Annotated in this window: 11 protein-coding genes; 7 read left to right on the plus strand and 4 right to left on the minus strand. The window is 70.4% G+C overall.

Features of this window, described 5'->3' with window-relative positions; genetic code table 11:
* Positions 1–19: 19 nt before the first annotated feature.
* Both IW248_RS07475 and nrfD read left to right on the plus strand, forming a co-directional pair.
* Positions 20–1,063, plus strand: coding sequence for a 4Fe-4S dicluster domain-containing protein (locus IW248_RS07475; RefSeq protein WP_196926291.1), 1,044 nt, complete (start codon positions 20–22; stop codon positions 1,061–1,063).
* A complete protein-coding gene (nrfD, locus tag IW248_RS07480; protein ID WP_196926292.1) occupies positions 1,060–2,058 on the plus strand; it encodes an NrfD/PsrC family molybdoenzyme membrane anchor subunit in 999 nt (332 codons plus the stop codon). The genes IW248_RS07475 and nrfD overlap by 4 nt, the downstream gene beginning before the upstream one ends.
* Here the strand turns inward: nrfD and IW248_RS07485 are convergent.
* The 3 genes from IW248_RS07485 to IW248_RS07495 all read right to left on the minus strand — a co-directional run bounded on the left by IW248_RS07485 (position 1,999) and on the right by IW248_RS07495 (position 4,920).
* Positions 1,999–3,558 (minus strand): OFA family MFS transporter, encoded by a 1,560-nt coding sequence (locus tag IW248_RS07485; RefSeq protein ID WP_124817073.1) that lies wholly within the window; start codon positions 3,556–3,558, stop codon positions 1,999–2,001. The two genes, nrfD and IW248_RS07485, sit on opposite strands and share 60 nt — an antisense overlap.
* Before the next feature lie 239 nt (positions 3,559–3,797).
* Positions 3,798–4,304, minus strand: coding sequence for a VOC family protein (locus IW248_RS07490; protein ID WP_196926293.1), 507 nt, complete (start codon positions 4,302–4,304; stop codon positions 3,798–3,800).
* Positions 4,305–4,395: 91 nt separating this feature from the next.
* Entirely contained in the window at positions 4,396–4,920 is a 525-nt protein-coding gene (locus tag IW248_RS07495) for a winged helix-turn-helix domain-containing protein (protein ID WP_307787821.1), read from the minus strand.
* A 239-nt stretch (positions 4,921–5,159) separates the two neighbouring features.
* On the opposite strand from IW248_RS07495, the gene IW248_RS07500 reads away from it, so the two are divergent.
* Positions 5,160–9,584: a S8 family serine peptidase gene (locus IW248_RS07500; RefSeq protein WP_196926294.1), complete on the plus strand. Its 4,425-nt coding sequence runs from the start codon at positions 5,160–5,162 to the stop codon at positions 9,582–9,584.
* A 73-nt stretch (positions 9,585–9,657) separates the two neighbouring features.
* Here the strand turns inward: IW248_RS07500 and IW248_RS07505 are convergent, their stop codons facing one another.
* Positions 9,658–10,164 carry a winged helix-turn-helix domain-containing protein gene (locus tag IW248_RS07505; protein WP_196926295.1) on the minus strand — a complete coding sequence of 169 codons (507 nt, stop codon included), beginning with the start codon at positions 10,162–10,164 and terminating at the stop codon, positions 9,658–9,660.
* Positions 10,165–10,433: 269 nt separating this feature from the next.
* Here IW248_RS07505 and IW248_RS07510 point away from each other — a divergent pair, with 269 nt between their 5' ends.
* From IW248_RS07510 to IW248_RS07525, 4 genes are read left to right on the plus strand one after another with little or no spacing between them, the layout of a single operon-like run.
* A complete protein-coding gene (locus IW248_RS07510; protein WP_124817045.1) occupies positions 10,434–11,408 on the plus strand; it encodes a phosphatase PAP2 family protein in 975 nt (324 codons plus the stop codon).
* 16 nt (positions 11,409–11,424) lie between these two features.
* On the plus strand, positions 11,425–12,117 hold the full coding sequence (locus tag IW248_RS07515; protein WP_196926296.1) for a response regulator: 693 nt from the start codon (positions 11,425–11,427) through the stop codon (positions 12,115–12,117).
* Positions 12,114–13,574 (plus strand): ATP-binding protein, encoded by a 1,461-nt coding sequence (locus tag IW248_RS07520; RefSeq protein ID WP_196926297.1) that lies wholly within the window; start codon positions 12,114–12,116, stop codon positions 13,572–13,574. The genes IW248_RS07515 and IW248_RS07520 overlap by 4 nt, the downstream gene beginning before the upstream one ends.
* Positions 13,571–14,098, plus strand: coding sequence for a hypothetical protein (locus IW248_RS07525; RefSeq protein WP_307787823.1), 528 nt, complete (start codon positions 13,571–13,573; stop codon positions 14,096–14,098). The genes IW248_RS07520 and IW248_RS07525 overlap by 4 nt, the downstream gene beginning before the upstream one ends.
* Positions 14,099–14,104 lie beyond the last annotated feature (6 nt).

The raw sequence follows: 14,104 nt of genomic DNA on the forward strand, positions 1-14,104 counted from the left end.
CGACCAGGAGGCCTGACCGATGCCCCATGCCAACGCCCTGTACGGGCCGCTGGACCCCGCGCCGGACGCCGGCTACGAGAACCCGCCACCGCGGATGGGGTTCTTCACCGACACCAGCGTCTGCATCGGCTGCAAAGCGTGCGAGGTGGCCTGCAAGGAGTGGAACGGCGTCCCCGAGAGTGGTCTCGACCTGCTGGGCATGTCGTACGACAACACCGGCGCGCTGACCGCCAACTCGTGGCGGCACGTCGCGTTCGTGGAGCAACCCCGCTCGGCGGGCTGGGCGACTCCGGCGTTCGCGGGGGACCCGGACGGGCCGGCGATCAGCCCGGTGACGGCGGCCGTCGGCGCGCGTACCAGCACCGATACCGGAACGGACCCGGGCCTGCCCACCGGCTCGCCCGCCGCGGCGGCCCGTATGTCGGGCGGGCCGGAGTTCCTGGGGATGCCGGGTGCGCAGCCGCCGGGGAGGGGCTCGGGCGCGGAGGAGCGGACGGATTTCCGCTGGTTGATGATGTCGGATGTGTGCAAGCACTGCACCCACGCGGCCTGCCTGGATGTCTGTCCGACAGGTTCCCTGTTCCGGACGGAGTTCGGCACCGTTGTGGTGCAGGAGGACATCTGCAACGGCTGCGGTTACTGCATTTCCGCCTGCCCGTACGGCGTCATCGATCAACGTAAGGACGACGGTCGGGCGTGGAAGTGCACGCTGTGCTACGACCGGTTGGGCGCGGGCATGACGCCGGCGTGTGCGCAGGCGTGTCCGACGGAGTCGATCCAGTACGGGGAACTGGACGAGTTGCGGGAGCGGGCCGCCGCCCGGGTGGCGAAGCTGCATGAGCGGGGAGTGCCGGAGGCGCGGTTGTACGGGCACGATCCGAACGACGGCGTCGGTGGTGACGGTGCGTTCTTCCTGCTGCTCGACGAGCCGGAGGTGTACGGGCTGCCACCGGACCCGATCGTGACCACCCGGGACCTGCCGGCCATGTGGAAACGCGCCGGCCTGGCGGCGATGACGATGGCGGTCGCCACGGCTGTCGCGTTCCTGGGTAGGCGGCGATGACCCGCGGCGGCGAGCAGCTCACGGTGCCGCCGGCCGACTTCGCCTCCTACTACGGCCGGCCGGTTCTGAAGCCGCCGGTGTGGAAGTACGACATCGCCGGCTACCTGTTCACCGGTGGCCTCGCCGCCGGAAGTGCGCTGATCGGCGCGGGCGCTCAACTGACCGGCCGACCCGGGCTGCGCACTGTGGGCCGTTGGACCGCCCTCGGCGGCGTCGCCGCCAGCACGTACCTGCTGGTCCACGACCTCGGCCGACCGGACCGGTTCCATCACATGCTCCGGGTGGCCAAGGTGACCTCGCCGATGTCGGTCGGCACCTGGATTCTCGCCGCGTTCGGCCCGCTGGCCGGCGTGGCGGCGGTCGCCGAGCTTGCGCCGCTACTTCCGCAACACGGTGTGCTCGGCCTCGCCCGTCGGATCGCACCGCCCATCGGCAACGTCGCCGGCCTGGCTGCCGCAGCCACCGCGCCGGCGCTGGCGACGTACACCGGGGTGCTGCTCGCCGACACGGCCGTGCCGTCCTGGCACGACGCCTACCCGTCGCTGCCGTTCGTCTTCGCCGGCAGCGCGCTCGCCGCCGCGTCCGGGGTGGGCCTGATCGCGGCGCCGGCCGCGGAGACCGCCCCCCTGCGACGACTCGCCCTGGCCGCCGCGGCCATCGAGTTGGGCGGGGGGCACCGGCTGGAGCGGCAGGGCCTCACCGGCGAGCCCTACACGCACGGACGCAGCGGCCGGCTGGTCAAGGCGGGACGCGCCCTGCTCGCCGTCGGCACCGCCACCGCGCTGATCAGCCGGCGCAGCCCGGTCCTGTCGGCGATCGCCGGCGCCGCCCTCGTGGCATCGTCGGTCGCCACCCGGTTCGGCGTCTTCGAGGCCGGAAGGGTGTCGGCACGCGATCCGAAGTACACGGTCGTGCCGCAACGGGAGCGGCTCGCGTCAGCCGGTGAACAGCTTCGCGGCGGTGATGGCGGTCTGGACGATTCCGTAGCCGAGTAGCACCGCGATCAGCAGCCACGACAACCAGAGCCGCCCGGTCTGGCTACCGACGCGCGGCGGCGCGGGCGGCTGGCTGTCCCGCCCGAGAGCGACCGGCTCGGTGACGGTGGCCTTCGCCACCGGCGAGGCCGGTCCTCGGTTCGGTTCGTGGAACCGCTCGGGCACGGCACGAACCAGCAGGTTCGCGATGAACCCGATGGCGAGGATGACGACCATGGTGAACAGCGCGGGCCGGTACGCCGCCGCGGTTAGGGTGCCGGGCTTGCCCTGCGTGTCGAGGATCCCGTTGACGATCAGCGGGCCGGCGACGCCCGCGGCCGACCAGGCGGTGAGGATCCGGCCGTGGATGGCCCCGACCTGGAAGGTGCCGAACAGGTCACGCAGGTAGGCGGGCATGGTGGCGAAGCCGCCGCCGTAGAAGGAGATGATCGCGGCGGCGATCAGCACGAAGACCGCGGTCGCGGAGTGGCCGGCCACGGCGAGCAGCAGGTACAGCACCATGCCGACGCCGAGGTAGACCATGTAGATGGGCTTTCGGCCGATCAGGTCGGACGTTGTCGACCAGACGAACCGCCCGGCCATGTTGAACAGCGACAGCACTCCCACGAAACCGGCCGCTGCTGTCACCGAGACCGTGGTGGCGGTCCCGTTGTCCCGGAAGAAGTCCTGGATCATCGGGCTTGCCTGCTCCAGGATGCCGATGCCGGCGGTGACGTTGCAGAACAGCACGATCCACAGCAACCAGAACGACCGGGTACGCACGGCGTTCGACGCGGACACGCTCGCCGTCGTCACCAGAGGTCGGGCGGCGACGCTCGCGGGGTCGAACCCGGCGGGCCGCCAGTCCGGCGCCGGAACTCGAACGTTGAACGGGCCGAACATCATGATCACGAAATAGCCGATGCCGAACGTGACGAAGAGCGCCACGAGGGCATGTCCCGACGCGACGGCGGCCGGGTTGTCGGGGTTGTAGCCGGAGTCGTAGAGGGAGAGCAGTTGGCGCGCGAGCGGGCCGGCGACCAGGGCGCCGCCGCCGAACCCCATGATGGCCAGCCCGGTGGCGAGGCCGGGGCGGTCCGGGAACCACTTGATCAGTGTGGAGACGGGCGAGATGTAGCCGATGCCGAGCCCGATGCCGCCGATGACGCCGTATCCGAGGTAGAGGAGCCAGAGTTGTTGGGTCGCGATGCCGAGCGCGCCGACCAGGAACCCGACGGCCCAGAAACACGCCGAGACGAACATCGCCCGGCGCGGCCCGTTCCGCTCCACCCAACGGCCACCCACCGCCGCCGACGAACCCAGCATGACGATGGCGATGCTGAAGATCGCCCCGATCGCCGTCTGGCTGACGTCGAAGTGCGCGATGAGGGAGTTCTTGTAGACACTCGTCGCGTAGACCTGGCCGATGCAGACGTGCACGGCCAGTGCCGCGGTCGGGATGAGCCAGCGGCTGTATCCCGGGGGAGCGACAGTGTGCCGGGGATCGAAGACCGACAGCATGGGCATCGTCCACACCTCCTGCGGCTGAGTTGGGCCGCGACGTTGCCGAGCTGTCCGACCCGGCAGTTGGCCGAGCGGCGCCGCCGCAGTGGCGGCCCGGCGCACGTCTGGCGTCAGCCGATTACCGGCTCTACCTCACGTTACGTGTCTGTCGGTTCACGCCATGCTGTTACCAAAAAACGCGAGCAGCGGCGTGGGGCCGGCCGACACCGGCCGTGCCCCACGTCGCCCGTGTGGGCTCACTCGCTGCGGGCGAAGCCACCCTTCGGCGCGATGATCTCCAGGTTCGTGCCGTCCGGGTCGTTGAAGTACGCGACCTCGGTGCCGACCGCCGCCTCCGGGTTCACCTCGCCGGACGCGAACGTGTACGGCTGCCCGAGGAACTCGAACCCGGCCTCGCTCATCCGGTCGTAGACCGCGCGTACGTCCTCCACGTGGAAGCACAGGTGCATCGAGCCGGGCCGGTTGGCGGCCACCTGGGCGGCGTCGCCGACCGGCTCCTGGAACTGGATCAGGTCGATCCCGAGGTTGTCGAGGTTGAACGTGGCGTACCGCAGCTTCGTCGTCGGCAAGCCCTGCGACTGGGCGAACCCGGCGCCGTGCATGCTTTCGTCCCGGACGACCGGTTCCGCGCCGAGCAGGGCCTGATAGAACGCGACCGAGCGGTCGAGGTCACTCACCGCGATCCCGACGTGCGCGGCCTTCTTCAGCCCGATGGACACGGTCGAGGGATTGGGGAATGCCATCCTGACTCTCCTTACCAGCGCTCTTCGTCGCCTTGTTGATGCTGATCTTCCTGCCGTACCCCGGGCGGGATCAGTTCATGCGACGTCGCTGTCAGGCCCGTTCGACCCGCGCGTGCTGGTGATCGGTCAGCCGTAGCCCCACACCACGGACGACATCGATGGTGGCCCGGGTGCCCAGGTCGTGCAGCTTGCGGCGTAGCCGCTTCACCAGCGACTGCACGTCCGCCTTGCGTTCGCGCCCCTCGTCACGCCAGACCGACCGGTGCAACTCGGCGTAGCTCCAGACCCGGGCCGGCTCGGTGATCAGGCAGGTCAGCAGGTCGTGTTCCAGGCGGGTGAGGTCGATCTCGCGTTCTCCGCAGCGGGCGCTGGAGCGGGCCGAGTCGATCACCAGGGCGGCGACCGGCGCCGGTTCGGACGGGGCGGCGACCTGTTGCGGAGCGGCGATCAGCCGGCGCAGCTCGTCGAGGTCGGCCACCAGCAGCAGCGGCGCGATGCCGTCGAGAAGTTCCGCGAGCCGGATGCGCTCGGCCGGCGACGGAGTCACAGCGATCAGCAGTGGGAACGGCTCGTCGGCCGGATCACCCCTGTTCACCGTTGCCTCGTCCTCGGCCACCGCACCACCTGGGATCGATGGGCATCCCTGCCCAGCTCTCGTCACGGTACTGACAATGATTGGCAAGCGCGCCGCCAGCCAGGGCAACTCTTAGCGACAAGTTGCTCACGGCAAGTTCTTGATCGTCCGTTCTTCTCGATCATAGTGTCCACTCGGGCAACCGGCGTGACCCGCGCGGTGCATGGGGGAGGTCCACCATGGCCCATTACACCCTGGGTCGTTTGAGGGAGGCAGCACCGATGTTCAGACGTCCACAATGGCGGCGCGCAGCCAGATCACTGGTGAGCGCCGGCGCGGCGACGATCCTCGCCGCGACATGCTTGGCCACCATCGGCTCGGGCGCGCAGGCCGCGCCCGGCGGTTCGATGGGGGCGGGCGCCTCGACCGGGGACAAGATCCGACCGGAGCTCGCCAAGCAGCTCCAGGCCAAGAGTGAAGGGGACTTCTGGATCCGGTTCAAGGACCGGGCGGACCTGAGCAAGGCCAGCGCCATCAAGGACTGGTCGAAGCGTGGAACGGCGGTGGCGGACGCGCTGCGCAAGACCGCCGCCGCAAGCCAGGGCAAGATCCGAGCCGACCTCGACAGCTCGGGCACGAAGTACCAGACCTTCTGGGCCACCAACGCCATAAAGGTGAACAGCGGCTCGCTGGCGATGGCCCAGAAGTTCGCCGGGCACTCGGAGGTCGAGGGCCTCTACGCCCCGGTCGCCTACAAGGTGCCGGAAACGATCAAGGGCTCCGACGAGAAGACCGTGAACGCCCTGGAGTGGGGCATCGCCAACATCAACGCCGACGACGTCTGGTCCCAGTACGGCGTCAAGGGCGAGGGCGTCACCATCGCGAACATCGACACCGGGGTGCAGTTCAACCACCCGGCGCTGGTGAACTCCTACCGGGGCAACAACGGTGACGGGACGTTCGACCACAACTACAACTGGTTCAACGCCGCCGAGGCCACCGGGGCCTGCGCGACCGCCCCCTGCGACGACGACGGCCACGGTACGCACACGATGGGCACCATGGCCGGCTCCGACGGCGCGAACCAGATCGGTGTCGCCCCCGGGGTCAAGTGGATCGCGGCGAACGGTTGCTGCCCCAGTGACGCCGCTCTGGTCGAATCCGGTCAGTGGATGCTCGAGCCGCTGGACCTCAACGGTCAGAACGCGGACGCGAGCAAGCGACCCAACATCATCAACAACTCGTGGGGCACCGAGGACCCGTCCAACGAGCCGTTCATGGAGGACGTGACGAACGCCTGGACCGCGTCCGGGATCTTCGGCACCTGGTCCAACGGCAACAACGGGCCGGCCTGCCAGACCAGTGGCTCGCCGGGCAGCCTCGTCAGCAACTACTCGACCGGCGCGTACGACGTCAACAACAACATCGCCGGCTTCTCCTCCCGCGGCGCCGGCCAGAACGGCGAGATCAAGCCCAACATCTCCGCGCCGGGCGTGAACGTCCGGTCCAGCCTTCCGGGCAGCGGGTACGGCACTGCCAGCGGCACCTCGATGGCCGCACCGCACCTCGCGGGCGCGATCGCGCTGCTGTACTCGGCGGCACCGACGCTGGTCGGTGACGTCAACGCCACCCGTGCGCTGCTCAACGGCGCCGCCATCGACAAGGCCGACGACCAGTGTGGTGGCACCGCGGCTGACAACAACGTCTACGGCGAAGGCCGACTCGACGCCCTCGCGTTGCTCAACGCCGCCCCGACCGGCGACATCGGCACACTGGCCGGCACGGTCACCGACGCGACCTCCGGCGCCCCGATCGCCGGCGCGACACTGACGCTCACCGGCCCGTCCGAGCGTGAGCTGACCACCGGTGCCGACGGCAAGTTCTCCACCCAGCTCCCCACCGGCGACTACCAGGTCGCCGTCGCGGCGTTCGGGTACGGCAGCACCACCAGGACGGCAACTGTCGCCAAGGGCGCGACCACGACGCTCAACGTCGCCCTCACGGCGGTGCCGAGTGTCAACGTCACCGGAGCGGTCACCGACGGCTCCGGCCACGGCTGGCCGTTGTACGCGAAGGTGACCGTCACGGGCGTGTCCGGCGTCTACGACTACACCACCCCGTCGAACGGCCGCTACAGCATCAAGCTGCCGGCCGGGCAGACGTACACCCTGAAGTACGAGTCGCAGTACCCGGGCTACCAGACCGTCACCAAGGAGGTCGTGGTCGGCTCGGGCAACACCACCGCCAACGTCGCCGTGCCGGTGGACACCAGCGTCTGCACCACCGCGCCCGGTTACACGACCGGCTCCGACGGTGAGTACGAGACCTTCGACGCCACGACCACCCCGGCCGGCTGGACCGTCGTGGACAACGCGGGCAGCGGTCAGGTCTGGAAGTTCACCGACGACGGCGACCGGGGCAACCTGACCGGCGCCAGCGGCAACTTCGCGATGATCGACAGTGACGCGTACGGAGCGGGCACCAGCCAGGACAGCTCCCTGGTCAGCCCGGTGGTCAACCTGACCAGCGTCGCGGCCCCGGTCATTCGGTTCAACCAGGACTTCAACCAGCTCAACGACGACACCGCCGACGTCGACCTGAGCATCGACGGCGGTGCCACCTGGACCAACGTGCTCCGGCAGGAGACGGACGTCCGGGGACCGAAGCTGACCGAGATCCCGATCCCGCAGGCGGCCGGTCAGGCACAGGTGCAGGTTCGGTTCCACTACTACGACGCCTCGTACGACTGGTGGTGGGAGGTCGACAACGTCCTGATCGGCAGCCAGGTCACCTGCGTGCCGGTCGATGGCGGTCTGGTCGTCGGCAACGTCCGTGACAAGAACGACGACAGCTACGTCAACGGCGCCACCGTCACCAGCAAGGACCGGCCCGCCGAGAAGGCCGTCACCGTGGCGACCCCGGACGACCCGGGGCTGGCCGACGGCTTCTACTGGATCTACTCGTCGCTCACCGGCGAGCACCCGTTCACGGCGACCGCCGGCAACTACGTCAGCCAGACCAAGTCTGTCGACGTCGAGGCCGACTGGGCGACCACCGCGAACTTCCAGCTCGCGGCCGGTCGACTGTCGGTGACGCCGACGCAGCTGAGCGCGACGCTCCAGATGCCCAACGGCAAGACCAGCAAGTCGTTCACGGTGACCAACACCGGCGGCGCGCCGGTCGAGGTCAAGTTCGGTGAGCGGGACAACGGATTCGAACTCCTGCGGGCGGACGGGTCCAAGGTCACCCGGCAGCAGGTGCTCGGGTCCAGCGGCGCGCCGGAGCAGCGGCTCACCGTACCGACATCGTTCGCCGCCAAGGCGTCCGGCAAGGAGGCCAAGGCCGCCGCCGCGGCGACCGGCCCGCAGGCGGCGCCGTGGACCGACATCGCCAACTACCCGGCCACGATCATGGACAACCGGGTGGTGAACCTGGACGGCAAGGTGTATTCGCTCGGTGGCGGCGACGGTGAGGCCTCCACCACCAAGAACTACGCCTACGACCCCGGCGCGCAGACCTGGACGGCGATCGCCGACCTTCCCGGCGCGCGCAACGCCCTGACCGCGGGCGTGGTGAACGGCAAGATCATCGTCACCGGCGGCTGGTCCGATGCCGGCCCGGACTCCGCCACCTGGTCGTACGACCCGGGGGCCAACACCTGGACGGAGCTGGCTGACAACCCGGCGCCGCGGGCCGCGGCCGGTCAGGCAGTCGTCGACGGCAAGCTGTACGCGGTCGGCGGCTGCACGACGGCGGCCTGCCTGCCGATGTCGAACAGCGTCGTCCGGTACGACCCCGGCGGTGACAAGTGGGAGACGGTGGCCAACTACCCGAAGTCGGTGGCCTTCGCCTCCTGCGGCGGGATCGACGGCGCCCTCTACTGCACCGGCGGCAACGACGGTTCCGCCGCGCAGAAATCTAGCTACGCCTTCGACCCGGGTGCCAACACGTGGACCGCCGTCGCCGACGCTCCGGCCGACAACTGGGCCAGCTCGTACGCCGTCGCCAGCGGCAAGCTCCTCGTCGTCGGTGGCTCGCAGGGTGGGGCCATCAGCAACGCGGGCTTCGCCTTCGACCCGGCCGCCGGTTCGTGGTCCAACCTGCCGAACTCCAACACCGCCCGGTACCGCGGCGGCGCGGCGTGCGGCTTCTACAAGATCGGCGGCTCGTCCGGCAGCTTCAACGCGGCTCCGGACAGCGAGGTGCTCCCGGGCTTCGAGGGATGCTCCGAGTCGGCGGCCGACGTCAGCTGGATGACCATCGACAAGTCGGCGGTCACCCTCGCGCCGGGTGCGAAGGTCACGGTCACCGTCGGTCTGACGGCGAACGTGGACCAGCCGGGCACCTACTCCGGCGCGGTCGCGATCTCCGAGAACACCCCGTACTCGGTGGCGCCGGTCGCGGTGACCATGACCGCGAACCCCCCGAAGACCTGGGGCAAGCTCATGGGTACGGTCACCGGCACCAGCTGCCAGGGTGCGACCTCGCCGCTCACCGGCGCGGTCGTGCAGGTCGACTCGTGGGCGGCGTCGTACACCTTCGCCACCGATGCCGAGGGCAGGTACGCCTACTGGGTGGACCGCCGCAACAACCCGCTCACGATGATCGTGGCCAAGGACGGCTGGAAGCCGCAGACCCGTCAGACCAGGATCGACACCGCGACTCCGACTGTGGAGAACTTTGGGTTGGCGCCCATCAAGTGCTGACGCCCGAGCGTTAGACGAACAAGTCCGGCCCGCCTGGTCTCCGACCAGGCGGGCCGGACCGCGTGCGGGGTGATCAGACGGGGGCGAGCCGGAAGCCGACGCCGCGCACCGAGTGGATCGTCGTCGCGGCGTTGAGCCGGGCGAGCTTGCCGCGCACCCGGCGGACCACCGAGTGAATGTCGGAGCCCCGGCCCAGGTGCCGGTTGCCCCAGACCTCAAGGTGCAGGCGCTCGTAGGTCCAGACCTGGCCGGGCGCGTGCACCAGGCAGAGCAGAACATCGTGCTCCAACCGGGTCAGGTCGATCTCCTGGTCGCGCCACCGCAGCACCCGGCGGTCGGAGTCGACGGTCAGATCCGGCGGCGGTGGCTGTGGGGTCGGCGCCACCTCGGCGAGCGCCGCCCTGGCCGGGGGAGTGGGGACGGGCGGCGTCTCGACCACTCCGAGGAACTCTCGTGCCTGGTCGACGGTCGAGACGATCAGGAAGGCGTCGCTGCCGCCGAGCAGCCGGGCCAGATGCCGCCGCTCGGCCGGCGAGGATGCGATGCCGATGACCAGGCTGGCGACTGGAATTCCCTGCATGTGCCAACACCTTCCGGTTCCCCAACTCACTCCGGATGGATTTTTCGCGCCGCCGACCGAAACATCGATCGGCGTCCTGACCCTAGTGGTGGCTGATCTCGGCTGGGTTAAACATCGTTGCATGTAAGCATGTGGATCTCACTTGCCGTCCAGGTCCACCCAGCTCCCACCGCCGACGATGCGCTTTTCCGAAGGCGGTGGGGGGCTTGTGACAGAACCAAGACAATTCGCGCACGGTGTACGGACCTGCCGGGGCGAGCATGGTCGCCATGTCCATCGGATCGTTGTACTCCGTCGGGCGGTCGACGCCCGGTCCGGCGCGACCGCTGCCGCACGCCCGTGCGGCGGTGCCGCTGGGGCTCCGACTGCTCGCGGCGGCGCTGTGCGGTCTGTTCGCCCTCACCCTCACCGCCGCCGTCTTCGTGCGGACCTACCCCGGGCAGTGGCTGGACGGGGTGCTCCTGCCGCGCGCCGAGCGGGGTGGAGGGTACGAGCAGCAGACCGTGCTGGTGGGCCCGGCCAAGACCGTGCTGGCCACCTTCGGCAGCCCGACACTCATCGCGGCCCTGCTCGGCGTGGTGCTGCTGGTGGGTGTGCTCCGCCGACGGCTGGTGGCGGGGGTCGTCGGCGTGGGCATGGTCGTCTGCGCGGTGCTGGTGGCCGGCGCTGTGAAGTCGCAGCTGCCCCGCCCGGATCTGGGGATCGAGAGTTCCACCACCCACAACAGCTTCCCCAGCGGTCATGTCGCGGCGGCGACGGCCCTGCTGTTGGCGTTCATGCTGGTCCTGCCCGGCTGGGCCCGGCGGTGGCTGGCGGTGCCGGGCGCAGCGGGTGTCGCGGTGATCGCCTCCGCCACCATGATCGCTGGCTGGCACCGGTTCAGCGACGTGCTCGGTGGCGTACTGCTGGGGGTGACAGTGTTCTGCCTGGCCGCGGCCGCGTTGGCGGCTTGGCCCGGCGATCGCGCCGCGGCCGGCGGTGCGGACGGTGGCAGCCTCTGGCGCAGGCTGGCCGAGGCGGGAGTCGGGCTGGTCGTGCTGGTCTGGGCGCTGGTGGTGGTCGTGCCCGGTCTGGCCGCGTCGGTGCAGCGCGGGCTGCTGGTCGCCATCGTGGCCACGGCCGCGGCCACGATGTTCCTGGTGGGCGCTGTGGTGTTCCTGGTGCGTTCGACGGATTTCGCGGTGCCGCTCTCCGCGCGGAGCCCTGAGCCGTCGCCATCGACCGAGGCTCGAAAGATCTCATGATGGGATACTTGACGACATGTCCCAGGTGCTGTTGATCGAAGACCACCAGACGGTGCGCGACGGACTGCAGTTGGCGCTCACCCGACAGGGCCACACCGTGCATGCCGTGGGCACCGGTGAGCAGGGGCTGGAGCGGCTGCGCACCACCTCGTCCGATGTCGTGGTCCTCGATCTCATGCTGCCCGGGATGGACGGTTTCGAGGTCTGCCGCCGCATTCGGCAGCTCGGCGACCTGCCGATCATCATGCTCACCGCCCGCAACGACGACATGGACGTGGTGGCGGGCCTGGAGGCCGGCGCCGACGACTACGTGGTCAAGCCCGTGCAGGCCCGGGTGCTCGAGGCGCGTATCCGCGCGGTGCTGCGACGAACCGGTGCCGACTCGCGGCGCGGCGGCGACCGGGCCGGCCTGGAACAGCACGGCGCGTTGACCATCGACCGGGCCGCGCTTGTGGTCAGCAAGGACGGGACGCCGGTCAGCCTCGCACCCACGGAGCTGCGGCTGCTGCTCGAACTCTCCCACACGCCGGGTCAGGTGCTCAGCCGCCAGCAGCTGCTGGAGGCCGTCTGGGAGCACGGGTATCTCGGCGACTCGCGACTCGTGGACGCCTGCGTCCAGCGGGTCCGGGCCAAGATCGAGGCCGATTCGTCGGCACCGGTCTTCATTCAGACGGTGCGTGGTTTCGGATACCGGTTCGGGCCGCTGTGACGTTCTGGCGCTCGGTCGCCGCCCAGGTCTCGGGCCTGCGGGTCCGGCTGCTCCTGGCGTTCGCGCTGCTGGGCGTCACCACCTCGGCCGTCGTGGCCAGCGGCAGCTACGTGCAGGCCCGGACCGTCATCCTCCAGCAGGCGCAGGATGCCGCGGTGATGTCGCTGACCGACGAGCTCACCAAGGGCTATCCGATCGCCCAGCTCCCGCCGACCCAGGACGACCTCGAACTGATGGCTCAGCGCCTCAGCGACCGGGAGAGCTACGCGGTGGTCGTCTACCGGGACCTGCGGGCACAGGGCGGCTCCGAACCCGCCGACCCGCTCACCCCCGAGCTGCGGCAGAAGGTCCGCGACGGTCACATCGCCTGGCAGCGTGTCTCGCTGGACGGACAGCCCGCGCTGCTCATCGGCACCCAACTGAAGCTCGACCGACCCGACGGCACGTCCCGACCGTCCGGGCTGGAGGTCTACTCGGTGCGCAGCCTCGTGCCCGAGCAGCAGAGCATCGACCGGCTCGCCACCTGGGCGTGGCAGACCGGTGGACTGTCCCTGCTCCTCGCCGTCCTGCTGGCCCTGCTGTCCGCCCGTGGAGTTCTGCGACCCATCCGCGACCTGGGCCGGGCGGCGCGCCGCCTCGGTGAGGGCGACCTGACCACCCGGCTGACGGTCCGGGGCGTCGACGAGTTGGCCGATGTGGCGCGGACCTTCAACGACACGGCGGGCACGCTGGAGCGGCAGGTCGGTGAGCTGCGGCGGATGGAGTCCGACGCCCGCCGGTTCGTGGCCGACGTCTCGCACGAACTCCGTACACCGCTGGCCGCGATGACGGCGGTCACCGACGTGCTCGACGAGGAGGCCGAGCACCTGCCCGGGGACGCGGGCCGGGCCGCTCGGCTGGTCAGCCAGGAGACACAGAACCTCACCCAACTGGTCAACGACCTCATCGAGGTCAGCAGGTTCGACTCCGGCACGGCACGACTCGCCCTGGACGACGTGGACGTGGCCGCGGCGGTGACCGCGACCCTGCGGATCCGCGGCTGGTCCGACCGGGTACGCGCGGACCTGCCGTCCGGAGTGGTGGCCCGGCTCGATCCCCGCCGGCTGGACGTCATCGTCGCCAACCTGGTCGGCAACGCCTTCCGACACGGTGCCGACCCGGTATCCGTGCGCCTGAGCGCCGACCCGGACTGGGTCACCGTCGAGGTGGCCGACCAGGGGCCGGGACTGGACCCGGAGGTGTTGCCGCACGTCTTCGACCGCCTCTACAAGGCCGACACCGCGCGTACCCGCTCCGAGGGCAGCGGCCTCGGCCTCGCCATCGCCTGGGAGAACGCGCGGCTGCACCGCCACGGCGAGCGACGGGGGGCCCTCGTCGCCGGCAACGGCCCGGGCGGCGGCGCGGTCTTCACGCTCCGACTGCCCCGCGAGACCACCGACGCCGGAGGTGCCCGGTGACCGCCCGGCGGACCGGCCGCGCGCTGCTCGCCGGCGGACTACTGCTCGGCACACTGCTGGCAGCGGGTTGTGGGGTACGGCCCAGCGCCGTCATCACCGGTCGTCCCGCGGTCAGCGGCCCGGGGCAGGGCGTCGGGCTCTACCTGTTGGCGCAGGGCGAACTCGTGCTGGTGCTGCGTTCGGCGACGGCGGAACCCGCACCCGCCGAGCCCGCACCCGCACCCGCCGACAGCCTGGCCCTGCTCGCGGCCGGCCCGGAGGAGAACGAACGCCGCCAGGGCCTCACCAGTGAGGTGCCGGCCGGGCTCGACCCGGTCACTGTGACGTCCGCGGCCGACCAGTCCGGTGGCCTCACCGTGCGGACGACCACCGCGGCGCGCGCGTTGTCGGTGAACGCGGTCAACCAGATCGTCTGCACGGTCGCCGACGCCGCGGCGCAGACCGGCTTCACGAGCAGTTCCGCCTCGGTCACCATCGTCGGGCCGGACGGCGCCCGGCCGCCTCAGCGCTGCCCGATCAGCTGACCGGGC

Origin of the sequence: Micromonospora ureilytica, from assembly GCF_015751765.1 — a bacterium.
Lineage (GTDB): Bacteria > Actinomycetota > Actinomycetes > Mycobacteriales > Micromonosporaceae > Micromonospora > Micromonospora ureilytica.

Bases quoted from the DNA above. Each gene is read 5' to 3' on its own strand.
- IW248_RS07475 (WP_196926291.1), top strand. From the start codon at position 20: ATGCCCCATGCCAACGCCCTGTACGGGCCGCTGGACCCCGCGCCGGAC.
- nrfD (WP_196926292.1), top strand. From the start codon at position 1,060: ATGACCCGCGGCGGCGAGCAGCTCACGGTGCCGCCGGCCGACTTCGCC.
- IW248_RS07485 (WP_124817073.1), bottom strand. From the start codon at position 3,558: ATGCTGTCGGTCTTCGATCCCCGGCACACTGTCGCTCCCCCGGGATAC.
- IW248_RS07490 (WP_196926293.1), bottom strand. From the start codon at position 4,304: ATGGCATTCCCCAATCCCTCGACCGTGTCCATCGGGCTGAAGAAGGCC.
- IW248_RS07500 (WP_196926294.1), top strand. From the start codon at position 5,160: ATGTTCAGACGTCCACAATGGCGGCGCGCAGCCAGATCACTGGTGAGC.
- IW248_RS07505 (WP_196926295.1), bottom strand. From the start codon at position 10,164: ATGCAGGGAATTCCAGTCGCCAGCCTGGTCATCGGCATCGCATCCTCG.
- IW248_RS07510 (WP_124817045.1), top strand. From the start codon at position 10,434: ATGTCCATCGGATCGTTGTACTCCGTCGGGCGGTCGACGCCCGGTCCG.
- IW248_RS07515 (WP_196926296.1), top strand. From the start codon at position 11,425: ATGTCCCAGGTGCTGTTGATCGAAGACCACCAGACGGTGCGCGACGGA.